This window comes from Kitasatospora sp. NPDC057542 (assembly GCF_042801945.1).
Lineage (GTDB): Bacteria > Actinomycetota > Actinomycetes > Streptomycetales > Streptomycetaceae > Kitasatospora.
The window spans coordinates 1-22,692 of the sequence record NZ_JBHVFE010000058.1 but is presented as its reverse complement, the minus strand read 5'-3'; the positions used below and the strand labels follow the sequence as shown (position 1 = coordinate 22,692).

The window sequence follows — 22,692 nt, the reverse complement described above, 5'->3', positions numbered from 1 at the left end:
GACGCCGTTCCGGTCGTGTGGCAACGGTGTTCGCCCAGCGCTGTCTTGGGCGATCCCCCGCTCATCCCGCACCGATCCCGCGGTGGTGTCGCGCACACCGTCGGGTCCGACGCTTGGAGCTGATCGCGTGGTGCGGGAGGATCGTCGGGACCGTTCCCCGAAGGGCCCGCAGATGACCTCGCTCCACCCCGCCGCAACCGCCCCGTCCCTGCCCGGCCCGCCCGGGGACAGTGCCGGATCCTCACCCCCGTCCGCCGAGCCCGGCCCGCCCGCCGCGGCCGTCCCGATGTGCTCGATCGCGTCCGCCGCCGAGCCCGGTGCGGCCTCGCCCGGCTCCCCGGAGGGGGCGGCGCGCCAGGACGGTGCGGCGCGCCACGACTCGGTGCCGCAACCGCGCAGCCGGAACGACGCGCCGGCAGCCGGCCCGGAGACCGACGGCGATCCGACCACGTCGCGGCTGCGGGCGGCGTTCACCGACCGGCTGCGGGCCGCGCACGCCCAGGGCCGCTCCGTCGCCGAACTGGCGGACGCGTGCCGCCGACCGGCCGCGGAGGTGCGGGCTCTGCTCGGCCTGGCCGCGGACGGTCCGGCCGTGCCCGGCGCTTCCACCGACGGTGCTGCCGGAGCAACCGGCACCCCCGACGGGCCGGAAGGGGTCGGGGCCGAGGCCGGGTTCGTCCGGTTCGGGCCCGCCGCCGCGCCGCCGGAGGGTGGCCCGTCCGTGCCGGCGCCGCGTCCGGTGCACGAAGAGCCGCGGATCCTGGGGTCCCGGCGGCCGTCGCCCTCGCGGCGACTGCGCCGGATGCACCCGCAGGCCGTCCAGACCGGGCAGGGGGCGACCGCACGGGAGACGGCCGCGACCGGCCCGAACAGGACGGATCTGCCGGATGCCACCGGGCGGGCGGACGAACGCGCCGGTACGGCCGGTGCGGCGACGCAGGCGCCGTCGTTCGAGGCCGGAGCCGGAGCCGGTATCGGCGTCGGGGGCTCCGGTGGGGCCGGCCCGGCTGCCACCGGCCCCGCCGCCGGAGCCTCGTGGGCCGAACCGCCGCTCGGCATCCTGATCGGCGGCAGCCCCGTGCCGGCCGAGGGCCTCGGCCGGCCGGAGGAGCGCGCACCCGTCCGGGTGGCGGCCGAGCCGATCCGGGTCGGCCACGGCACCTGTCTGGTGGTGCTGCCCTCCTGGCGGCCCGCCATCGCCGTCTCGGTGTCGACCGAGCAGCTGCTGTCCGCGACCGGACTCGGCTTCGAACAACTGGCCGGCGCACAGCTGACGGTGCTGATGAACCCCGCCGCACTGCACGACCGGGAGCTGGAGCTGCACGGCTGGGAGTCCGCTCCGGCCGGGCGGACCCGGCGCGGCAGGCGCACGTAGCCGCTCCGCCGGGCGCCGTCCGGCGATGGGCAGCGCGGGCGTCGTGGGCCCGACGGGTCCGGCAGGCCTGACCGGGCTATCGGGCCTGATCGGGCTGACGGGTGACCGGGCTAACGGGCCTGATCGGGCTGACGGGTGACCGGGGCGTTCGGGACGTACCCGAGGTCGACGGGCACCGGCGGCCGCCCGTCCACGGCCCAGCCCGCGCGGACCGCGTCCAGCAGTTCCGGCAGTGCGGGCGGCCAGAGCGCGTCGGCGTTCTCGTCCGCGAGGTCGGCCGGGGTCCACCACCGCCAGTCCAGGATCCGGTCGACGGCGTGCACCTCGCTGACGTCGCCGACCGGGCCGCGGTGCGGGCCGCCGGTGAGGTAGATGTGCTCGTGCTGGCGGACCGGAGTGCCGTGCCAGGTGAAGTCGTGCTCCCAGGTGCAGAGCAGCGGGCCGGGTTCGAGGTCGCTCCAGCCCGTCTCCTCCCACAGCTCGCGCCGGGCGCCGTCCCACGGGGTCTCACCCGGCTCCAGTCCGCCGCCCGGCATGGCCCAGTGCACGCCGACCTCGTCGTTGTCCGAACGGAGCAGGAAGACCGAGCCGTTCTCGTCCAGGACCACCGTGCGGGCGGCCTGCCTCGGCTTGCGTTTGCGCTGACGCAGCAGATTTCGCATCGGGTCACTCTCGCAGCAGCCGGCAGGGGCGTCGAGCGGATTCGGCACTCCGGTCGGGTGCTTGAGCCGGCCGGTCCGTCGTGGCGGGCGCACGACCCGCCGAGCGGCCGTACCCTGACGGCCATGCCCGTACCCGCGATCATCTTCCCCGCCGATCCGCTCAACCCGCGCCGGCCCGACCCGCACTTCGCCTGGGAGGCCAGGATGCTGCGGGAGTTGGGCGGCGAGCACCACCTGGTCGACCATGACGGGCTGCTCGCCGGGCGGGCCGAGGAGGCGGTCCGGCGGGTTCCGCGGGACAGCGGCCCGCTCTGGTACCGGGGTTGGATGCTGCCATCCGCCCGGTACGCCGACTTCGCCGCCGCGCTCACCGCCCGCGGCGGCAACCTGCTGACCAGCGCGCCCGGGTACGCGGCGGCCCACGAACTGCCGGGCTGGTACGGCGTGTTCGAGGGCGCGACCCCGGCCAGTGCGTGGATCCCGTCCGACGGGCCGGCGGCGCCAGGGCCGGCGGAGCTGGCGGAGGCCGCGGCCCGGCTCGGTGGGCGCGGCCCGGCGATCGTCAAGGACTACGTGAAGTCGCGCAAGCACGAGTGGCGCGAGGCCTGCTACGTGCCCGAGTTGTCCGACCTGGCGGCCGTCGGCCGGGTGGTGGAACGGTTCGTCGAACTGCAGGGCGAGTTCCTGGCGGGCGGTGTGGTGCTGCGGCAGTACGAGGAGTTCGAAGGCGCGGGCTTCCCGGCGGACGGCCCGGTCGGCACGAACGGTACGAGCGGGATGGCCGGTACGAGCGGGCCGGCCGGTGCAGCCGGTGCGGCCGGTCCGGAGCGCGCGGACGGCGGCGGACCGGGGGCCGGTGGGCGGGCCGTGGAGGCCCGGGTGTGGTGGTTGGACGGCCGGCCCGTCCTGGTCGGGCCGCACCCGGACGCCCCGCGCCAGGCCGTCGAGCCCGACCTCACCGAGGTTCCGGCGCTGGTCCGCAGGCTCGGCTGCCGCTTCGTCACCACCGACCTCGCCAGCCGGGCGGACGGCTCCGGCTGGCGGGTGGTCGAGGTCGGGGACGGGCAGGTGAGCGACCTGCCCCGGGGCATCGACGCCTCGGCGCTGCTGGCCTCGCTGATCGCCGCCTGACGATCCGCAGGTGAAGGGACGTCAGGCGGCTCGCGGGTGAGCGGGGTTCCGGGTGCGGAGCGGCCCTATCCTGCGGCGACGGCCTCGACCGCCGGGTGGCCGTCGGCGATGAACGCCTGCCAGAGCCGGGCGTAGGTGCCGCCCCGGGCGAGCAGTTCGGTGTGCGTGCCGTCCTCGACCACCCGGCCGTGGTCCAGCACGATCACCCGGTCGGCGCGCTCGGCGGTGGTCAGGCGGTGGGCGATGACCAGGGTGGTCCTGCCCCCGCTGAGCCGGTCCGCAGCCTGGTTGACCGCCGCCTCGGTGGCCAGGTCGAGCGCCGCGGTGGCCTCGTCGAGCAGCAGGATGTCCGGGTCGACCAGCTCGGCCCGGGCCAGCGCGATCAGCTGGCGCTGGCCCGCCGAGAGGTTGCGCCCGCGGCCCGCCACCTCGTGGTCGTAGCCGCCCGAGAGCCGGACGATCATGTCGTGCGCGCCGACCGCCCGGGCCGCCGCCTCCACCTCGGCCGCCGAGGCGTCCGGCCGTCCGTACGCGATCGCCTCGCGGACGGTGCCCGCGAACAGGTACGCCTCCTGCGGCACCACGCCCAGGCGGTGGCGGTACTGCGCCAGGTCGTAGCAGGTGAGGTCGACCCCGTCCACCCGGACGGTGCCCTCCGTCGCGTCGTAGAACCGGGCGACCAGCTTCACCAGCGTCGACTTGCCGGCGCCGGTCTCGCCGACCAGCGCAACCGTCTGCCCGGCCGGGATGTGCAGGTCCACGCCGCTCAGCACGGTCGGAGCACCGTCGGCGCCGCCGTTGTAGGCGAAACCGACCCCCTCGAAGGAGATCTCGCCGCGCAGGCCCTTGGCCACCGGGACCGGGTCGAGCGCCTCGGCGGTGGTGGTCGGGGTGCGCAGCAGCTCGCGGATGCGGCCGAGCCCGACCGAAGCCTGCTGGTAGCCGTCGAACACCTGGGACAGCTGGTTGACCGGCGCGAAGAACAGGTCGATGTAGAGCAGGTACGCGACCAGCGCACCGACCGTCAGCGTCCCCGCGTCGACCCGGGCGGCGCCGACGATCAGCACCAGCGCGGCGGCCACGCTGGAGAGGAACTGGACGAACGGGAAGTACAGCGAGATGTAGAGCTGGGCCCGGACCCGGGCCTCGCGGTAGGCGATGCCACGGGCCACGAAGCGGTCGGTGTTGGTGTCCAGGCGGCGGAAGGCCTGGACGATCCGCATGCCGGCCACGTTCTCCTGGAGGTCGGCGTTGACGGCGCTGATCAGGTCGCGGGAGCGCTCGTACTGGTCCTTGGACTTCTTGCGGAACACCAGGGTGGCGATCACCAGCAGCGGCAGGACGGCGAAGACCACCAGGGCCAGGCCGGCGTCGATGATCAGCAGGGCGGCGAAGATCCCGGCGAAGGTCAGCAGGCTGACCACGGCGGTGACCATGCCGGTCTGGAGGAAGGAGGTCAGCGAGTCCAGGTCGGTGGTCATCCTGGTCATGATCCGGCCGGTCAGCTCGCGCTCGTAGTAGTCCAGGCCGAGCCGGTTGAGGTGGGCGAAGATCTTGAGCCGGAGCGTGTAGAGGACGCGCTCGCCGGTACGGCCGCTGACCCGGTTCTCGGCGCCCTGCACCACCCAGTCCAGCAGGACCACGACGAGTGCGGTGAGCGAGGCCACCGCGACGCCGGACATCAGGCCCTTGCGGACGCCCTCGTCGATGCCGTGCCGGATCAGCACCGGCAGCACCAGGCCGGCCGCTGCGTCCAGGGCGACCAGCAGGAAGGCGATGAGCAGCGGGGTGCGGAAGGGGCGCAGCAGACGGCGTAGGGTGAAGTCGGGGTCGCCGGCCTCGGCCTCGGCGCGGGGGACGGCCGGGGTGTCGGAGGCGGGCGGGAGGGCCGCGACCTTGTCCAGCAGGTCGGGGTCGGCGGTGCGGGCGGCCTTGGCCAGGGCGGGGGTGGGGAGGGCGGGGGTGGCCTGGGTTCCGGTGGTTCCGGCGCTGTCGGTGGTTCCGGCGCTGTCGCTCCCGGGGGCCGTCTGTGCGTCGCCGGTGGGAGCGCCGCCGGCGGCCTGCTGCTCGGTCGCCCGCCCGGACGCCTCTGCGGACGCCGGTTCAGGGATGGACTGCCGGCCGGTGCGACCGGCCTCGGGGTCGGTGATCAGGGCCCGGTACTGGGGACATCGGGCTTCGAGTTCCTCGTGCGTTCCGAGGTCCAGCAGCCGACCGCGCTCCAGGACGGCGATCCGGTCGGCGAGCTGGAGGGTCGAGCGGCGGTGGGCGATCAGCAGCGTGGTGCGGCCGGTCATCACCGAGCGCAGCGCGTCGTGGATCTCCGCCTCGATCTGCGGGTCCACGGCCGAGGTGGCGTCGTCCAGCAGCAGGATCCGGGGGTCGGTGAGGATCGCCCGGGCCAGCGCGATGCGCTGGCGCTGGCCGCCGGAGAGGGTCAGGCCCTGCTCGCCGACCTTGGTGTCGTAGCCGTCCGGCAGCGCACGGATGAACTCGTCGGCCTGGGCGGCGCGGGCGGCGGCGACCACCTGCTCGTCCGTGGCGTCCGGGCGGCCGTACGCGATGTTGGTGCGGACCGACTCGGAGAAGAGGAAGCTCTCCTCGGGGACGATGCCGACCGCCGCACGGACCGAGTCCAGGGTGAGGTCGCGCAGGTCGTGGCCGTACAGGCGGACGGCGCCGGCGGCGGGGTCGTAGAAGCGGGGCACCAGCTGGGCCACCGTCGACTTGCCGGAGCCGGAGGCGCCGACCAGGGCGAGGGTCTCACCGGGAGCCAGCTTCAGGCTGAGGCCGTGCAGGACGGGGGCGGGGTGCTCGGGGTCGTAGCGGAACTCGACCCGGTCGAACTCCAGGGCGACGTCGGGGGTCCGCGCACCGACGGTGGCGGCGGGGGCGGTGGTGCCGGAGGCGGTGGCGGCGGGGGCGGTGGCGGCGGGGGCGTCGGCCGGTACGCCGTTCTCCGGGGCCCCGGCCGGGGTGTCGCCGTGCGCGAGGTCCAGGGTGCGGGCGTCCGGGCGCTCCTGGACCAGCGGTCGCTCGTCGATCAGCTGCAGGACGCGCTCGACGCCGGCCCGGGCCTGCTGGCCGACGGTGATGACCATGGTCAGCATCCGCACCGGGCCGGTCATCTGGGCGACGTAGGTGGAGAAGGCGACGAAGGTCCCGAGCGTGACCCGGCCGTCGACGGCCAGCCAGCCGCCGAAGGCCAGGACGCCGACCTGGGCGAGTGCCGGGATCGCCTGCATCGCCGGGTTGTAGCGGGCGTTCAGCCGGATCGACCGGAGGCGGGCCGCGAAGAGGTTGCGGGAGGCCAGCTCCAGCTTGTCGCGTTCCTGCGCCTCCTGGCCGAAGCCCTTGACCACGCGGACGCCGCCGATCGCGCCGTCCACCACGCCCGCGACGGCGGCCGCCTCCTGCTGGGCGGCCCAGGTGGCGGGGAACAGGCGCTTGCGGCTGAGTACCGAGACCCACCACAGCGCGGGGGCCATGACCAGGGCGATCAGGGTGAGCGGCGGGGACAGCCAGACCATCACGGCCAGCGACATGACGAACATCAGCAGGTAGCCGGTCATCATCGGCAGCATCGAGAGCAGACCGTTGACCAGCTGGAGGTCGGAGGTCGCACGCCCGACCACCTGGCCGGTGTCCAGCCGGTCCTGACGGTGGCCGTCGAGCCGGCCGAGCGAGCGGAACAGGTCGCTGCGCATGTCGTGCTGGACGTCGACCGCGAGCCGGCCGCCGTAGTAGCGGCGGACCTGGGTGCAGCCGAAGACCACGAGGGCCGCGAGCAGCAGCACCACCGCCCAGGGGGCCAGCGAACGGGTGTGGGCGACGATGACGTCGTCGATGATCAGCTTGGTGACCAGTGGCACCAGCGCGGTGACGGCCATGCCGAGGAGCGAGGCGCCGAAGGCGAGCAGCAGGCTGCGGCGGGACCGCCAGCTGTAGCCGATCAGGCGGCGCAGCCAGCCGGCCGACTCGGCACCCTCGGCAGCGGGCTGGGTGTTCTCGACGGCGGGCCCGCCGTCTCCGGCGACCGGCCCGGCGTTCTCGACGGCGGGCTGCAGGCTGTCGACGGGGACCTCCGGGGTCGGGCCGGGGGCCGGGGGGCCGCTCGGGGATTGCTCCACCGTGGATCCGTGAGTCTCAGGCATATTTAGGGATGCTAACCATTTCGTCGGGTGGCCGCCATGGCGTTTCCGGCCCGGGTGGGTTCGGGGCGGGCCGGGGCAGCCCTGACCATCCGGTCCGGCGGACTGGCCAACAGCCAGCCGCCTGCGGTGATTCCCGGTGGAACACTCACATGGCCCACTCTCCCCCGGCCGACTCCAGGGTCGCCGACGGCCGTCATGACGGCCAGCGGCCAGAGGCGGGCGGGCGCCGTTCTTCGGGATGAGGACTCGGGGCGGGCTGCCGCCGGGCCTTCACCGGCGGAACCTTCGCCCTCTGACCATTCTCCGCCAGCCCCTTCTCCGCCGACCCCTTCTCCGCCGAGCCGATCTCCGTCGGGCCACTTCGCGACAGGCCGCTCGGCGACGGACTGCTCGGCGAAGGACCGCTCGGCGACCGGAACGGAGCCGGAGGCACTGCCCGGGGCACCGGCAGTCAGGCCCCAGCGGACGCCGAACCGTCGACGGGGGAGGCGGCCGAGTCCGCGGCCGCCGCGAAAGCGCCGTGGGCGAGGGCATGGAGCAGGGCGGCCATGCCGTCGCGCTGGAGGGCGGAGCGCTCGGCCTGGTCGGGGTTCGGGCCGAGGCTGTGCGGGGTCGAGTTGATCAGGCCGAAGACGGCGTGCACGGCGGCCCGCGCCACCGGCTCGGCAGCGGGGTCGGCCAGTGGCGGGTAGGCCTGCCGGACCACGTCCACCCACAGCTCGACGTAGCCGCGCTGGAGCCGGCGGACGGTGCGCCGGTCCTCCTCCTTGAGGTTCAGCAGCTCGCGGTCGTGCAGGGTGATCAGGTCCCGGTCGTTCAGGGCGAAGTCGACGTGCCCACTGATCAGCGCGTCCAGCGTGGCTGCCGGGCCTTCGCCGCCACCCGCCCGGCGGCGCCCCTCGTCCAGCAGGCGCTCGCTGATGCCGATCAACAGGTCCGCGAGCATCGCATCCTTGCCGGCGAAGTGCCGGTAGAGCCCGGGGCCGCTGATCCCGACGGCCTTGCCGATCTCGTCCACGCCGACGCCGAGGAAGCCCCGGGCGGCGAACAGCCTCGCGGCCTCCCGGCGGATCTGGTCGCGGCGTGGGAGCGCGGAGGCTGCGGGGACGTTCGGCATGCCGTCCATCGTAGACAGTCGGGTTATCGGCCGTTAACCTGGGCGCGTAAGTTAACGTTAATTAACGTGGCGATCACGGGCGGACCGTACCCGGCTGCCCACCTGGTGCCGAGGGCAAGGGAGCTCTTGGGAATGGTCATCTCAACCGCCGGCACACCCACCGGTGTCCGGCTCAGCGCGGCGACCGGCACGACGGCGCCCGGTGCCGCCCAGCCCGCGGCCGCCGCACCGGCGCCCCGGCTCGGCAGCTCCGTCGATCCCGGCTCCGAGGCCTACCGCGCCAACACCGAGGCGCACCGGGCCCTGGTCACCGAGCTGCGCGCAAAGCTCGACGCGGCCGCCCTGGGCGGCGGCGCCAAGGCCCGCGCCCGGCACACCGCCCGCGGCAAGCTGCTGCCCCGCGACCGGGTGGACACCCTGCTCGACCCGGCCTCCCCCTTCCTGGAACTGGCCCCGCTGGCCGCGGACGGGATGTACGACGGCGCGGCCCCCGCGGCCGGGGTGATCGCCGGCATCGGCCGGGTCGCCGGGCGCGAGGTGGTGGTGGTCGCCAACGACGCCACCGTCAAGGGCGGCACCTACTATCCGATGACGGTGAAGAAGCACCTGCGCGCCCAGGAGGTCGCGCTGGAGAACCGGCTGCCCTGCGTCTACCTGGTGGACTCCGGCGGCGCCTTCCTCCCGATGCAGGACGAGGTCTTCCCGGACCGCGACCACTTCGGCCGGATCTTCTACAACCAGGCCCGGCTCTCCGCCGCGGGCATCCCGCAGATCGCCGCCGTGCTCGGCTCGTGCACGGCCGGCGGCGCGTACGTCCCGGCGATGAGCGACCAGGCCGTGATCGTCCGCAACCAGGGCACGATCTTCCTGGGCGGTCCGCCGCTGGTGAAGGCCGCGACCGGCGAGGTGGTCACCGCCGAGGAGCTGGGCGGCGGCGAGCTGCACTCCCGCACCTCGGGCGTGACGGACCACCTGGCCGAGGACGACGCCCACGCCCTCTCCATCGTCCGCACGATCGTCGCCGGGCTGGGCCCGCGCGAGGCCAAGCCGTGGCCGCTCACCCCGGTCGAGCCGCCGGCCGTCGACCCGGCGGGTCTGTACGGGGCCGTGCCGGTCGACCCACGCACGCCCTACGACGTGCGCGAGGTGATCGCCCGGCTGGTGGACGGCAGCCGGTTCGCCGAGTTCAAGGCCGAGTACGGCTCGACCCTCGTCACCGGCTTCGCCCGGATCCACGGCCACCCGGTCGGCATCGTCGCCAACAACGGCGTGCTGTTCTCCGAGTCGGCCCTCAAGGGCGCCCACTTCATCGAGCTGTGCGACCAGCGCGGCATCCCCCTCCTCTTCCTCCAGAACATCACCGGGTTCATGGTCGGCCGGCAGTACGAGGCGGGCGGCATCGCCAAGCACGGCGCCAAGATGGTCAACGCCGTCGCCTGCACCCGTGTCCCGAAGCTGACCGTGGTGATCGGCGGCTCGTACGGAGCCGGCAACTACTCGATGTGCGGCCGCGCCTACTCACCCCGCTTCCTGTGGATGTGGCCGGGCTCCAAGATCTCCGTGATGGGCGGCGAGCAGGCGGCCTCCGTCCTCGCCACCGTCCGCCGCGACCAGCTGGAGGCGCACGGCGAGCAGTGGCCGGCCGAGGCGGAGGAGGAGTTCAAGCGCCCTGTCCGCGAGCAGTACGAGCGCCAGGGCAACGCCTACTACGCCACCGCCCGGCTCTGGGACGACGGCGTGATCGACCCGATGGACACCCGCACCGTCGTCGGTCTCGCGCTGACCGCCTGTGCCAACGCGCCGCTGGCGCCGCCCGCTCCGTACGGCGTCTTCCGCATGTGATCCCTCGTCGTGTCACCCCTGTTCCCGTGACCCCTCCCTTCCGGGTGTGACTCCCCGGGGCACCGGCCCACCCGGGCCGGCGCCCCGACCGCCCACCGCCACCTCCTTCGTACGGCTCCCCTCGACCCGGAGGAACGCCTCCCATGTTCGACACAGTTCTGGTCGCCAACCGCGGCGAGATCGCCCTCCGGGTGATCCGCACCCTGCGGCGGCTCGGCGTCCGCTCGGTCGCCGTGTTCAGCGACGCGGACGCCGACGCGCCGCACGTCCGCGAGGCCGACGTCGCGGTCCGGCTCGGCCCGGCCGACCGCAGCGACAGCTCAGCGGCCGAGACCTACCTGCGGACCGACCAGATCCTCGCCGCTGCCCGCCGCACCGGCGCCCAGGCCGTCCACCCCGGTTACGGCTTCCTCGCCGAGAACCCCGGCTTCGCCCGCGCCTGCGCCGACGCGGGCCTCGTCTTCATCGGACCACCTCCTGCTGCGGTCGAGCTGATGGGCGACAAGATCAACGCCAAGGAGGCCGTCCGGACCGCCGGCGTCCCGGTGGTCCCCGGCAGCCGGGCCACCGCGCCCACCGACGAGGAACTCGTCGCCGCCGCCGACGAGATCGGCTACCCGGTGCTGCTCAAGCCGTCCGCCGGCGGCGGCGGCAAGGGCATGCGGCTCGTGCGGGACCGCGCCGACCTGCCGACCGAGATCGCCGCCGCCCGCCGTGTCGCCCGGACAGCCTTCGGCGACGACACCCTGCTGCTGGAGCGCTGGATCGACCGGCCGCGTCACATCGAGGTGCAGGTGCTCGCCGACGCCCACGGCACCACCGTCCACCTCGGCGAGCGCGAGTGCAGCCTCCAGCGCCGCCACCAGAAACTGATCGAAGAGGCTCCCTCCGTTCTCCTGAATGCCGAGACCCGCGCCGCGATGGGCGCCGCGGCCGTCCGCGCCGCGGAGTCCTGCGGCTACACCGGCGCCGGCACCGTGGAGTTCATCGTCCCCGGCATCGACCCGGACGCCCCCGCCTCCGCCGCCGAGGGAGTGCGGGACTTCTTCTTCATGGAGATGAACACCCGTCTCCAGGTGGAACACCCCGTCACCGAACTCGCCGTCGCGGTCGGCGCGGACTCGGTCCGGCTCGACCTGGTCGAGTGGCAGCTGCGCGTCGCCGCCGGTGAACCGCTCTCCTTCGCCCAGTCCGACATCTCCTTCCTGGGCCACGCCATCGAGGCCCGCATCTGCGCCGAGGACCCGGAACGGGACTTCCTGCCCACCGGCGGCCGCATCCTCACCCTGGACGAGCCCCGGGGCGAGGGCATCCGTGTCGACTCCGGGGTGGCCCCCGGAACCGTCATCACCAGCGCGTACGACCCCATGCTCGCCAAGGTCATCGCGTACGGGCCCGACCGCCCGACCGCGCTGCGCCGGCTCCGTGCGGCGCTGGCCGACACCCGCATCCTGGGCGTCACCACCAACACCGGCTTCCTGCGCCGACTGCTCGCACACCCCGACGTCGCCGCCGGCCGCCTGGACACCGGCCTGGTGGAGCAGACGGCGCAGGAGCAACCGGCCCTGCTCACCGCGCCGTACTCCCCCACGAACGCGACCACCCCGAGCACGCCCGCGGCGGCCGAACCGCCGTCGCCCGCTCACCTCCTCTACTACGCGGCCGCACTGGCACGGCACCTGGAACTCGCCCCGGCCGCCGATCCCGACGGCTGGACCGACCCGTTCTCCCTTCCCTCCGGCTGGCGCCTGGGCGGCACCCCCGCCTGGACCACCCACCGACTCCGCACCCCCGGCCAGGACCCGGTGGCGGTGCGCGTCCGTTCGATCACTGCGGGCAACGTAGCCGATGCCACTGACAATTCCGCCGGGCCCACCCGCGAGGTCGAGCTCCGGCTCGACGAGGGCCCCACGCACCGCGCCCGCGCGACCCTGGCCGACGACCGGCTGCACCTGACAGTCGACGGCCTCCGGACCACGTTCTCGCTGGCCACCGACGCCACCCCCGGCCTCGCCGCCGGACCGGTGACCTGGCTCGGCATCGAGGGCGACGCCTGGCCGCTGCACGCCTTCGACCCGGTCGTCGAGAGCGCCGTCGGGGCCGCCGCTCACCACGGCGCCCTGACCGCCCCGATGCCCGGCACCGTCACCGTCGTCAAGACCACGGCGGGCGAGACGGTCCGCAAGGGACAGCCCCTGCTCGTCCTGGAGGCCATGAAGATGGAACACGTGATCGCCGCACCGCACGACGGCGTGGTGGCCGAACTGCGGGCCACCGCCGGCGCCACCGTCGCGATGGAGGACCTGCTGGTCGTGGTCACCCCGGTCGAGGACGCGGTGGTCGGGGACGCCCCGGCCGAACCGGCCGCGGCCCCCGCCGAGCCCGCGGAGGTCCGGTCGTGACCGCCCGCGAGCCCGACGCCCTCGACCTGGGCCTGCCCGACCCGGTCCGCGCCCCCGGCCTGCCCGAGGAGGTCCGGATCCACGAGGTCGGACCGCGCGACGGCCTGCAGAACGAGAAGTCCCTGGTGCCGGTCGAGGTCAAGGCCGAGTTCATCGCCCGGCTCGCGGCCGCCGGGCTGAGGACCGTCGAGGCCACCAGCTTCGTTCACCCGAAATGGGTACCGCAGCTGGCCGACGCCGAGGAGCTGGTCCCCCGGCTCGCCGGCCTGCCGGAGCGCCACCCGGGCCTGCGGCTGCCGGTGCTGGTGCCCAACGAGCGTGGCCTGGACCGCGCGCTCGCCCACCACGCCGCCGACATCGCGGTGTTCGCCAGCGCCACCGAGACCTTCGCCCGCCGCAACCTCAACCGCTCGGCGGACGAGGCCATGGCGATGTTCCGCCCGGTCGTGACCCGGGCCACCGGGGCCGGGGTCGCGGTCCGCGGCTACCTCTCGATGTGCTTCGGCGACCCCTGGGAGGGCCCCGTCCCGGTCGACCAGGTGGTCCGGTACGGCGTGCAGCTGCTGGAGCTGGGCTGCACGGAGCTGAGCCTCGGCGACACCATCGGGGTCGCCACCCCGGGCCAGGTCACCGCCCTGCTGGCGGGTTTCGCGCGGGCCGGCGTCCCGGTCGGCCGGATCGCCGTGCACTTCCACGACACCTACGGCCAGGCGCTCAGCAACACCCTGGCGGCACTGCGCGAGGGCGTCACCACGGTGGACGCCTCGGCGGGCGGCCTGGGCGGCTGCCCGTACGCGAAGAGCGCCACCGGCAACCTGGCCACCGAGGACCTGGTCTGGATGCTGCACGGGCTCGGCATCCGGACCGGCGTCGACCTGCGCTCCCTCGTCGCGACAAGCGGCTGGATGGCCGAGCGCCTCGGCCGCCCGAGTCCGTCCCGCACCGTCCAGGCGCTGCTCGGCTCCGCCGGGGGCTGACCCGCCCGCTCCCGTTCCGGCGCCGGCCGCCCGCACCACCCGGCCGGCGCCGCGCACCACCCGCACCGCTCGACTCCCGCCCCTCAATCACATCGTGCGTCCGTCACACCGACCGACGGACGCCGGTCACCCCGTTCACGTCCGCGGCCGACCCGGCCGGACGCCAGGAGGATCACCATGCTCGACCACCGACTCAGCAGCGAGTACGAGGAACTGCGGCGCACCGTCGCCGAGTTCGCCCAGGACGTGGTGGCGCCGAAGATCGGCGGGTTCTACGAGCGGGAGGAGTTCCCCTACGAGATCGTCCGGGAGATGGGGCGGATGGGGCTCTTCGGCCTGCCCTTCCCGGAGGAGTACGGCGGCATGGGCGGCGACTACTTCGCCCTCGGCCTCGCCCTGGAGGAACTCGCCCGCGTGGACTCCTCGGTGGCGATCACCCTGGAGGCCGCCGTCTCGCTCGGCGCGATGCCGATCCACCGGTTCGGCACCGAGGAGCAGAAGCGCGAGTGGCTGCCCCGGCTGACCTCGGGCGAACTCCTCGGCGCCTTCGGCCTCACCGAGCCGGAGGGCGGGTCGGACGCGGGGGCCACCCGCACCACGGCGCGGTACGACGAGGCCACCGACGAGTGGGTCATCAACGGGACCAAGTGCTTCATCACCAACTCCGGCACCGACATCACCGGCCTGGTCACCGTCACCGCACTCACCGAACCGATCGCTCGTTCGAGTGAAGAGGGTGAATTCCGCTCGCCTGTACGGGAGATCTCCTCCATCATCGTGCCCACCGGGACCCCCGGCTTCCAGGTCTCGAAGAAGTACTCGAAGGTCGGGTGGAACGCATCCGACACCCGCGAATTGTCCTTTACCGACTGCCGCGTTCCCGCGGCCAACCTGCTGGGCGAGCGTGGCCGAGGCTACGCCCAGTTCCTGCGGATCCTCGACGAGGGCCGCATCGCGATCGCGGCCCTGGCCACCGGCCTGGCCCAGGGCTGCGTCGACGAGTCCGTCAAGTACGCCGGCGAGCGCCGGGCCTTCGGCCGGCCGATCGGCGCCAACCAGGCCATCCAGTTCAAGCTTGCCGACATGGAGCTGCGCGCCCACACCTCCCGCCTGGCCTGGCGGGACGCCGCCTCTCGGCTGCTGCACGGCGAACCGTTCAAGAAGGAGGCCGCCATCGCGAAGCTGTACTCGTCCGAGGCCGCCGTCGACAACGCCCGCGAGGCGACCCAGATCCACGGCGGGTACGGCTTCATGAACGAATTCCCCGTCGCCCGCTTCTGGCGCGACTGCAAGATTCTGGAGATCGGGGAGGGCACGTCTGAAGTCCAGCGCATGCTCATCGCCCGGGAGCTCGGCATCGGTTCGTGACGATCACTGCCTGACGGTCACCTCCTGAACCGCGTTCACCGGGTCGGCACACCGCTCAACGCATCGCTCCGCAGCGCGAGTTGGGGAGCCCATGACGGAGGAGGCATCAGGAGGAGACCAGGAGAGGCTTCGGGAGGAGCCGCAGGAACGGAGCCTCAGGGGATCACGATCACCGGGCGGTTGGCCCGCCGCGCCAGCCGCCCGGAGACCGAGCCGAAGATCTTGCCGAGCAGGCCGTGCGTCGTGCCGACGACGATCGCGTCGGCGGCATACTCACGGCCGACCTCCTCGATCTCGTGGCAGATGTCCCCGCCACGCTCGACCAGGATCCACGGCACCCCGGCGAGGAAGTCCGCGCAGGCGAGCTCCAGGCCGAGGACCTCGGTCCGGCGGTCGGGAAGGTCGACGAAGACGGGTGGCTCGCAGCCTGCCCAGACCGTGGCGGGCAGACGGTTGGCGACGTGCACGATCACCAGCCCGCACTGCGAACGACGCGCCATGCCCACGGCGTAGGCGAGGGCGCGCTCGCTCGACAGCGAGCCGTCGAAGCCGACCACCACACCGTGCTGGAACACCGGGTCGAGCGACGGCGCCGGGATCTCCTGCCCGGACGGCTCGGCGTGCCCGCCCAGCGGGCCGGCCGCGCCGGAGGCCGCCTCCGGGCGCTCGGCGCCCGGGCCCAGGCGGCCCGTCACCGGAGACCCGGCAGGGTCGGCCGCGGGCTCGCCACGCCTCGGGCGGGGCCCTGGGCGGTCACGGCGGGCCAGGCTGCCCCGGCGGGCGAAGCCGCGCAGAGCGCGCGCGAAGCCCAGCGGGCCATCGCTGCCCGGGCCGGGCTCCCCTGGCTCCGTCGGCCGTGCCGCGCCGGCCGGCCGGGCCGCACGGTCCGCTCCGGCTGCTTCGGTCCCCTCGGCGACGTCGGCTCGCTCGGGACTCGGCCGACCGCCCGGGACGCGGCCCGGGGCCTCGGCGTGCGCGTCGACTCGTCCGTCGGCAGGCCCGTCCCCGCTGCCGCCCCTGCGGCCGTCGCCATGACCGCCGTCGCGGCCATCGCCGCAGCCGTCACCGAGGTGGTCGCTACGGCGGTCACCGAGATGCTCACTGCCGTGCTCACGGCGCTGATCGTCGCTGCGCTGGTCAGCGCGCACCTCGGCACGACCCTCGGAGCGATCGGAGGCAGGCCCTTCGGCCGGGTCCACGCTGCGGGGCGCGTCCGGTTCAACCGGTCGGGGAGGCTCAAAACCAGCCATGGCTCACGGCTCTTCGATGGAGAGGGGCCGACAGGAGAGGAGAACAACGCTGCCCGGGCAGCAGGCCCGCCCACGGGATGGCGTCGGTCTGCGCCGCGCAGCACCGTATGTGACCTGTTCCTTTCAGAGTACGACGGGGACGAGGCCCCGCCCAGCGAGGAAGCCCTGGAGCGACGTTGTTCCCGCGAAAGGGGGATGCGCCCGCCGAGTCAGTGCGCCCCGCCCACAGGCGATCGCGCCCCCTCCGGAAAGGAGGTTCCCTGGAGCTTGACTGAGCGGACCGGGCGGCGCAACAGCCCCACGGGACACCGTGACCGGACTGTCATGGATCGGCGACGATCCGTTGCGACACGTCGCGAACCGTGACGTCCGATCTGCTCCCAACAGCCCCGGCCGCCACGGGCGTCGCCGGCTGCCACGGGCGTGCGGAGGCCGTTTCAGCCACTCCGTACGGCTTCGCGACGCCGTCTGGCATTTGCCAGGTGCATAGGTGCAGCCGCTGGCACCATGCTTGGCATGCCCCTGCTCCTGTTCGACCTCGACAACACCCTGCTGCCCCGGGACGCGGCCTACCGGGCCTGGGCGCAGAACCTCCTGTCCGAACACGACCTCCCGCCGGGCGATGTCGACTGGTTCGTCACCCTCGACGGCGGCGGCTACGTACCGCGCAGCACCGTACTGTCAGCGGTCCGGCGCCGCTACGGGCTGAACGTCTCCGCCGACGTCCTGCTGGCTCACTACCGACGCGGCATCAACTCCCACATCCACTGCCCGCCCCGGCACGTCGAGGCGCTGCGCTCCGCCCGGGCGGCCGGGTGGACCCTCGGGATCGTCAGCAACGGTGGCACCCGGCCACAGTTGGAGAAGATCCGGCGGACCGGGCTGGGCTCGCTGGTCGACGGCTGGGTTATCTCCGAGGAGGCCGACTGCGTCAAACCGGACCCGCTGATCTTCCAGATGGCCGCCCGGCGGTGCGGTATCGCCCCCACCGGAGACTGGGCCGAACACACCTGGATGATCGGGGACCACGCGCCCGCCGACATCGCCGGTGCCGAACTGACCGGGCTGCGCAGCGTCTGGCTGCACCACGGCCGGCCGTGGGCGGAGAGCGGCTACCGGCCGACGCTGAAGGCGGCCGGCCTGCCGGAGGCCGTCGGCCAGGTACTCGCCGCGCGGAACGCGCCCTCGCCCCGGCCGGGCATCCGTTCCGGCGGGCCGCTCCGTAAGGCCGCAGCGGGAGTGCCGGTACGCGCGACGGCGCTGGTCGGCGCACGGTCCGGCGCACATCGCGCGGTGGCCGCCCCGGCCGGCCCGAGTGCTTCCGTTCCCGTCACCGCCGGGACGGTCGGCGAGCCCGTCCCCACAGGCGGGCCCGGTGTCCGAAACCGACCCAGTGGGTTTGCCCTGATCGCCGAGGCCCGCCCTGACACCGGAGCGGGCTCCCGGGCCCGGACGGGTGGCAGACCAGGTCCGGTCACGGACGACCCCCGTCCCGCCCCGGCGGCGGCCGTCGTCACAGCCCCGACCCCCGCCACGACCACAGCCCCGACCCCCGCCACAGCCACGGCCGCGCCCGTCCGCCCGGCACCCCCCACCGCCGGGGCCGACGGCGCCGCGCCCGCCCGGACCGTCTTCGGCGCTACGCCCACCGCGGCGTCGTCCACGGCCGCGTCCGCTGCCTCGGTGGCCGCCGCGCAGTAGAGCCCCGGCCGCCCCTCCGCATCCCTACGACGCCCCGGTCCCACCCTCCCAACCTCCCCAGCGCCCCCGAGCCCCGTCAGCCGTCCGCCTACTCCACCCGCCCCGCCCACGTCACCTGCCCGCCGGCTACGCCACGGTACGGGTCCACCAGCAGGTACGGGCCTGCTCGACGAACCCGAGCTTGCGGTAGAGCGGTTCGCCGAGCGAGGTGGCGACCAGGGTGGCCGGGCGGTCCGGGTGCGCGTGGGCCAGAGCGGTCCGGAGGACGGCGCGGGCCACTCCCTGGCCGCGCCGGTCGGGCAGGGTGGCGACCCAGTACACGCCGGTGGCCCGGCCGTCGTCGTAGGTGAGGCAGGTGCCCGCCACCGCGCCGTCGACGCGGCCGAGCCAGCCCCGCCAGCCGGGTACGTCCAGCAGTTGTTCCGGGAGGGCCTCAGCCCGGACCCAGGGCTGTCGGGCGGGCAGCGGGAAACCCTCCACGATCGTCCGCTCGACCACGGCGAAGCTGTCGCCGTCCCGCGCCTCATCGACCGTCAGGACGCCGCCTCCGTGCGCCTCCGAGACCGCGGGCAGGACGGTGGTCGCCCCCTCGACCGGTCCGGGGTCCCGGACCATCACCGGCATGATCGGCATCCGGGTGGCCCCGAGGCCGGTGAGGTCGAGCCGGTCGTACGGGTCCTCCACGGTGCAGCGTATGGTCGACCAATCGGCCATCAGGTCGGCCAACTCCTGCTCGGCCACGGCCGGTTCGTCGTAGGGACGGGTCACCACGATGCGGTGCGCATCGTCCGGGGTCCGGGCGCACCGGACCGCGGTCAGCCCCGGGCGGGTGCGGGACTGCCAGCCGTGGACGCGGGCTTGGGCGAGCCAGAAGGCGGCGGCGTTGTCGTTGGCCCGTTCGAGCCGGCTGTCGGTGTTCACGGCAGGACCGTAGCCCGGCGGTCCGGTTCCCGGTTCCGCCGTACCGGGCTTGGCCGGATGAAGCCTGGGAGGCGCATGACTTCTCCTCGTGCGCCCCCTCGTGCACCGCCGATTTTCGGTCAATTTCGCGCCGATCCCTCCCGCTTGGGCAAATCCGCAGCCCAGACCTGCCGGCCGGGTGCACCGGAGGCGGACGCCCCAGGAACCGCCCCGCGACAACCAGCCACCGTTGCCCCGGCCCTCTTCCCAGAAAGGTCGACGGGTGCCACGCTTCGTGATCGAATGCATCACGCCAAATTGCCATGTCGACATAGCGTCGGATGGTGAACTTGTCACAACGGCAATGGTCCACCCGATAGATTTCGATCTTGGCTAGCAGTGCCGCACCACCCACACCACACCACCGAGGGGGCTTGAGCGCCTTGAGCAGGGTGAGCAGGAGCGACGCGGGTCCTGACAGCGGCCAGGCGGCGGCCGGCAGCGCGGGTCGGTCCGCGAGAAGCACTGGCACCACCGCGATCGCCGCCACCACCCGCATCTCCGGCACTCCGGGCGCCGCCTCGCACTCCTCGTACTCCGCAGTGCCCTCCCCCGGGGCGGGCGCCGGCGTCGGCCCCGGTGCGGCACCGACCACCGCCGACCACGGCGCGGCGACGCCCTACGGCGCCCAGTCCTCCTACGGAGGCCAGCCCCCCTACGGAGGCCAGCCCGCCTTCGGCGGACCGTCCCACGGCGGACAGCCCGTCAGTCGAGGGATCGTCAGCACCGTTCCGGCCTACGGCGGCGAGCACCCGGGCCATTCCGGCCACCCCGGGCACCTCGCCCATTCCGGCCATCCCGGCTACGGCGGCGGCACCCCGGGTCTGAACGGCGCCCCCGGCGCCACTCCCGGGCCGGGCGGCGGTCCGCTCGGCGGCCTCGCGCTCGGCGCCACCTCCGGCCACGGCCCGCTGGGCCACGGCGGGCCCGGCGCGAACGGCTCCCCGACCCCGGTGACGGCCTCCGCCCCGCGCAAGCTGTCCGGCCGGCGCCGCCGGGAGACCGTCGCGGTGCTGATCTTCGGCGGCGCCCCGATCTTCGAGAGCTCCATCCCGCTCTCCGTCTTCGGCGTGGACCGCCAGGACGCCGGGGTACCCCGCTACCGCCTGCTGGTCTGCGCCGGGGAGGAGGGCCCGCTGGCCACCACCGGTGGCCTGACCCTCTCCGCGCCGTACGGCCTGGAGGCTCTCGCCCGGGCCGGCACGATCGTCGTACCGGCCTGGCGCTCGATCTCCCAGCCCCCGCCGGTCGAGGCGATCACCGCCCTGCGGAAGGCCCATCACGAGGGCGCCCGGATCATCGGGCTCTGCACCGGCGCCTTCGTGCTGGCCGCCGCCGGTCTGCTCGACGGCCGCCCGGCGACCACCCACTGGATGTACGCGCCGACACTGGCCAAGCGCTACCCGCGGGTCCACGTCGATCCGCGCGAGCTGTTCGTCGACGACGGCGACGTGCTCACCTCGGCCGGTACCGCCGCCGGCATCGACCTGTGCCTGCACGTGGTGCGCAGCGACCACGGCGCCGAAGCGGCCAACGCTCTGGCCCGCCGCCTGGTGGTGCCGAGCCGCCGCGGCGGCGGAGGACAGGCCCAGTACATCGATCAGTCTTTACCGGAGGAGATCGGCAACGACCCGCTGGCCGAGGTGGTCACCTGGGCGCTGGAGAACCTCAACCAGCAGTTCGACGTCGAGGTGCTGGCGGCTCGCGCGTACATGAGCCGGCGCACCTTCGACCGGCGGTTCCGCACGCTCACCGGCAGCGCTCCGTTGCAGTGGCTGATCACCCAGCGGGTGCTTCAGGCACAGCGGCTGCTGGAGACCTCGGAACTGTCGGTGGACGATGTCGCGCGCCGTTGCGGGTTCCGTTCGCCGGTGGCGCTGCGCGGGCACTTCCGCCGCCAGCTCGGAGTCTCCCCGGCCGCGTACCGGACCAGCTACCGGGCCCGCCGGCCCGGCCAGCAGCCGCCCGCGCCGGCTGGAGGGCTCGGCGACCTGCGGCTGTCCGGAGCACTGCCGCACCCGGCGGGCGCGGTCGCCCCGGCGGGCGGGCCGCTGTTCGGCGGGGCGCACGGTGTGCCGTCGGCGCAGCCGTTCCCGACCGGTCCGGGAGCGCCGGTGCCGGTCGGCCCGCACGGTCAGCACGGTCAGCAGATGGGCTACGGGCAGCCGGGAGCGCACGGTCAGCCCGGCGGGTTCGGTCCGGGCCAGGTCGGGACGCCGGCCGGCCAGGCCTTCCACGCCCGCGCCGGTCAGCCGTACCCGCACCAGCAGGCCGCACAGCAGCCGCACCCCGGGCAGCAGGGTGCGACTGGGCGCGGTCCGCTGCGGCCGCCGGTGGTTCCGCCGCAGGCCGGGCCGGGAGCGGGGACCGGACGTCCGCCGCGCACCGCCGAGCACGCGGCGGCGGAGGACGGCCTCCCCCAGCCGGGGGTGCGCGGCCAGGGCCAGGGGCACCGGAGCGCGGCCGAGCGGCCCGCGGACGAGCCGGGTGCGGCCGGGCGCGGTCACGGCGCGGCCGCCGGGCGGATGCCGGCCCCGACCGGGCAGCCGGGCTCCGGTCCGGGTGAGCTCCGGGGCCGCCAGGCGCGGGCTCCGCAGGTCCGCGGCCAGGCCGCTCGGCCCGCGGCCGAGGTCTCCCGGGCGGGGCGCGAGGTCCGGACCGGACGGGACGGCCACGCGGTCCGGACCGGACGGGAGGGCGAGCGCCCGGACGGCCACGGCACGCACGACGGGCCGGAGGAGCACCAGGCCGAGGCACCCCGCTCGGCTCCACCGGTCCCCGCGGCGCGTGATCGCGCCGTAGGGTGAGTTGCGTGAATGACCGTTTGGTATGGATCGACTGTGAAATGACCGGCCTCGACCTCGACCGGGACGCCCTGGTCGAGGTCGCGGTGCTGGTGACGGACTCCGAGCTGAACATCCTCGGCGAGGGCGTGGACGTCATCATCCGGCCGCCGGCGGAGGCGCTGGCGAACATGCCCGAGGTGGTGCGCGCCATGCACACCGCCTCCGGGCTGCTGGAGGAGCTGGAGCAGGGCATGACCCTGGCCGAGGCCGAGGAGCGGGTGCTCGCCTACGTGCGCGAGCACGTGCCGGAGGCCGGGAAGACCCCGCTGTGCGGAAACTCGGTGGCCACCGACCGCGGCTTCCTGGCCCGGGACATGCCGGCCCTGGAGAAGCACCTGCACTACCGGATCGTGGACGTCTCCTCGATCAAGGAGCTGGCCCGCCGCTGGTACCCGAAGGCGTACTACAACAGCCCGCAGAAGGGCGGCAACCACCGGGCGCTCGCCGACATCCGGGAGAGCATCGACGAACTGCGGTACTACCGCGAGGCGGTGTTCGTCCCGCAGCCCGGTCCGGACGCCGACACCGCGCGGGCGATCGCCGGGAAGTACCAGGCCCCGGCGGGCTGAGCCCGGGCCCGGCCCGCCGGGCCGTCCCCGACAGCGCCCACAGGACTGTCCCCGACAGCGTCCGCCGGGCGGCCCCGGGACCACCGGCGGGACCACCGGCAGGACCTCGCCGGAGGGCCTGAGGGGGTGCCCGTGTCCGCCGGAACGAAACCCTGGCGCGAGCACCCTCTCGGATCCTGTAGAGTTCTTCCTGTCGGAACGGGAACGCGAGAGCGGGAACGGACCGGACAGATGGTGGGTGTAGCTCAGTTGGTAGAGCACCTGGTTGTGGTCCAGGTGGCCGCGGGTTCGAGTCCCGTCACTCACCCCAGAGCCCGAGGGGCCGATCTCTTCAAGAG

Annotated in this window: 13 protein-coding genes, 1 tRNA gene and 1 pseudogene; 10 read left to right on the top strand and 5 right to left on the bottom strand. The window is 74.3% G+C overall.

The features are described from left to right. Window positions 1-172: 172 nt before the first annotated feature. Window positions 173-1,375, top strand: a complete 1,203-nt coding sequence (locus tag ACFU7Y_RS10575; protein ID WP_380767379.1) for a hypothetical protein — start codon at window positions 173-175, stop codon at window positions 1,373-1,375. Between the two features lie 110 nt (window positions 1,376-1,485). Here ACFU7Y_RS10575 and ACFU7Y_RS10570 read toward each other — a convergent pair whose 3' ends face one another. Next, complete coding sequence (locus tag ACFU7Y_RS10570) at window positions 1,486-2,037, bottom strand: NUDIX hydrolase (protein WP_224280902.1); 552 nt, start codon at window positions 2,035-2,037, stop codon at window positions 1,486-1,488. Between the two features lie 123 nt (window positions 2,038-2,160). Here ACFU7Y_RS10570 and ACFU7Y_RS10565 point away from each other — a divergent pair, with 123 nt between their 5' ends. Beyond that, window positions 2,161-3,168, top strand: coding sequence for an ATP-grasp domain-containing protein (locus tag ACFU7Y_RS10565; RefSeq protein WP_224280903.1), 1,008 nt, complete (start codon window positions 2,161-2,163; stop codon window positions 3,166-3,168). Window positions 3,169-3,233: 65 nt separating this feature from the next. Here the strand turns inward: ACFU7Y_RS10565 and ACFU7Y_RS10560 are convergent, their stop codons facing one another. Together ACFU7Y_RS10560 and ACFU7Y_RS10555 are read right to left on the bottom strand one after the other, a co-directional pair. Continuing rightward, the gene (locus tag ACFU7Y_RS10560) at window positions 3,234-7,322 is read right to left on the bottom strand and encodes an ABC transporter transmembrane domain-containing protein (protein WP_380767377.1); all 4,089 of its coding nucleotides are present in this window, start codon (window positions 7,320-7,322) and stop codon (window positions 3,234-3,236) included. A 451-nt stretch (window positions 7,323-7,773) separates the two neighbouring features. Further along, window positions 7,774-8,439, bottom strand: a complete 666-nt coding sequence (locus ACFU7Y_RS10555; RefSeq protein WP_224280905.1) for a TetR/AcrR family transcriptional regulator — start codon at window positions 8,437-8,439, stop codon at window positions 7,774-7,776. 132 nt (window positions 8,440-8,571) lie between these two features. Between ACFU7Y_RS10555 and ACFU7Y_RS10550 the strand changes: the two genes are divergently transcribed. From ACFU7Y_RS10550 to ACFU7Y_RS10535, 4 genes are all read left to right on the top strand, one after another. Beyond that, window positions 8,572-10,281: a carboxyl transferase domain-containing protein gene (locus ACFU7Y_RS10550; protein WP_224280906.1), complete on the top strand. Its 1,710-nt coding sequence runs from the start codon at window positions 8,572-8,574 to the stop codon at window positions 10,279-10,281. 143 nt (window positions 10,282-10,424) lie between these two features. Further along, window positions 10,425-12,683, top strand: coding sequence for a biotin carboxylase N-terminal domain-containing protein (locus ACFU7Y_RS10545; protein WP_224280907.1), 2,259 nt, complete (start codon window positions 10,425-10,427; stop codon window positions 12,681-12,683). After that, on the top strand, window positions 12,680-13,660 hold the full coding sequence (locus tag ACFU7Y_RS10540; RefSeq protein WP_380767374.1) for a hydroxymethylglutaryl-CoA lyase: 981 nt from the start codon (window positions 12,680-12,682) through the stop codon (window positions 13,658-13,660). The genes ACFU7Y_RS10545 and ACFU7Y_RS10540 overlap by 4 nt, the downstream gene beginning before the upstream one ends. Window positions 13,661-13,837: 177 nt before the next feature. Beyond that, window positions 13,838-15,028 (top strand): acyl-CoA dehydrogenase family protein, encoded by a 1,191-nt coding sequence (locus ACFU7Y_RS10535; protein ID WP_224280909.1) that lies wholly within the window; start codon window positions 13,838-13,840, stop codon window positions 15,026-15,028. Between the two features lie 155 nt (window positions 15,029-15,183). On the opposite strand, the gene ACFU7Y_RS10530 is transcribed toward ACFU7Y_RS10535, so the two are convergent. Then, a complete protein-coding gene (locus tag ACFU7Y_RS10530; RefSeq protein WP_224280910.1) occupies window positions 15,184-15,660 on the bottom strand; it encodes a universal stress protein in 477 nt (158 codons plus the stop codon). Window positions 15,661-16,794: 1,134 nt separating this feature from the next. Between ACFU7Y_RS10530 and ACFU7Y_RS10525 the strand changes: the two genes are divergently transcribed. After that, window positions 16,795-17,979, top strand: a complete 1,185-nt coding sequence (locus tag ACFU7Y_RS10525) for an HAD-IA family hydrolase (protein ID WP_380767372.1) — start codon at window positions 16,795-16,797, stop codon at window positions 17,977-17,979. A gap of 126 nt (window positions 17,980-18,105) precedes the next feature. Here ACFU7Y_RS10525 and ACFU7Y_RS10520 read toward each other — a convergent pair whose 3' ends face one another. Further along, window positions 18,106-18,900 (bottom strand): GNAT family N-acetyltransferase, encoded by a 795-nt coding sequence (locus ACFU7Y_RS10520; protein ID WP_380767370.1) that lies wholly within the window; start codon window positions 18,898-18,900, stop codon window positions 18,106-18,108. Window positions 18,901-19,892: 992 nt separating this feature from the next. Between ACFU7Y_RS10520 and ACFU7Y_RS10515 the strand changes: the two are divergent. The 3 genes and pseudogenes from ACFU7Y_RS10515 to ACFU7Y_RS10505 form a co-directional block, all read left to right on the top strand. Next, window positions 19,893-20,895: pseudogene (locus ACFU7Y_RS10515) on the top strand (helix-turn-helix domain-containing protein); the annotation flags it as partial. Window positions 20,896-21,751: 856 nt separating this feature from the next. Continuing rightward, a complete protein-coding gene (orn, locus tag ACFU7Y_RS10510) occupies window positions 21,752-22,354 on the top strand; it encodes an oligoribonuclease (RefSeq protein ID WP_224285345.1) in 603 nt (200 codons plus the stop codon). Between the two features lie 234 nt (window positions 22,355-22,588). After that, window positions 22,589-22,664, top strand: a tRNA-His gene (locus ACFU7Y_RS10505). Window positions 22,665-22,692: the final 28 nt, after the last annotated feature.

What these genes read in the sequence shown, in the direction of transcription:
- ACFU7Y_RS10575 (WP_380767379.1), top strand. Translation starts at nt 173, where the DNA reads ATGACCTCGCTCCACCCCGCCGCAACCGCCCCGTCCCTGCCCGGCCCG.
- ACFU7Y_RS10550 (WP_224280906.1), top strand. Translation starts at nt 8,572, where the DNA reads ATGGTCATCTCAACCGCCGGCACACCCACCGGTGTCCGGCTCAGCGCG.
- ACFU7Y_RS10560 (WP_380767377.1), bottom strand. Translation starts at nt 7,322, where the DNA reads ATGCCTGAGACTCACGGATCCACGGTGGAGCAATCCCCGAGCGGCCCC.
- ACFU7Y_RS10570 (WP_224280902.1), bottom strand. Translation starts at nt 2,037, where the DNA reads ATGCGAAATCTGCTGCGTCAGCGCAAACGCAAGCCGAGGCAGGCCGCC.
- ACFU7Y_RS10545 (WP_224280907.1), top strand. Translation starts at nt 10,425, where the DNA reads ATGTTCGACACAGTTCTGGTCGCCAACCGCGGCGAGATCGCCCTCCGG.
- ACFU7Y_RS10525 (WP_380767372.1), top strand. Translation starts at nt 16,795, where the DNA reads ATGCCCCTGCTCCTGTTCGACCTCGACAACACCCTGCTGCCCCGGGAC.
- ACFU7Y_RS10535 (WP_224280909.1), top strand. Translation starts at nt 13,838, where the DNA reads ATGCTCGACCACCGACTCAGCAGCGAGTACGAGGAACTGCGGCGCACC.
- ACFU7Y_RS10565 (WP_224280903.1), top strand. Translation starts at nt 2,161, where the DNA reads ATGCCCGTACCCGCGATCATCTTCCCCGCCGATCCGCTCAACCCGCGC.
- ACFU7Y_RS10555 (WP_224280905.1), bottom strand. Translation starts at nt 8,439, where the DNA reads ATGCCGAACGTCCCCGCAGCCTCCGCGCTCCCACGCCGCGACCAGATC.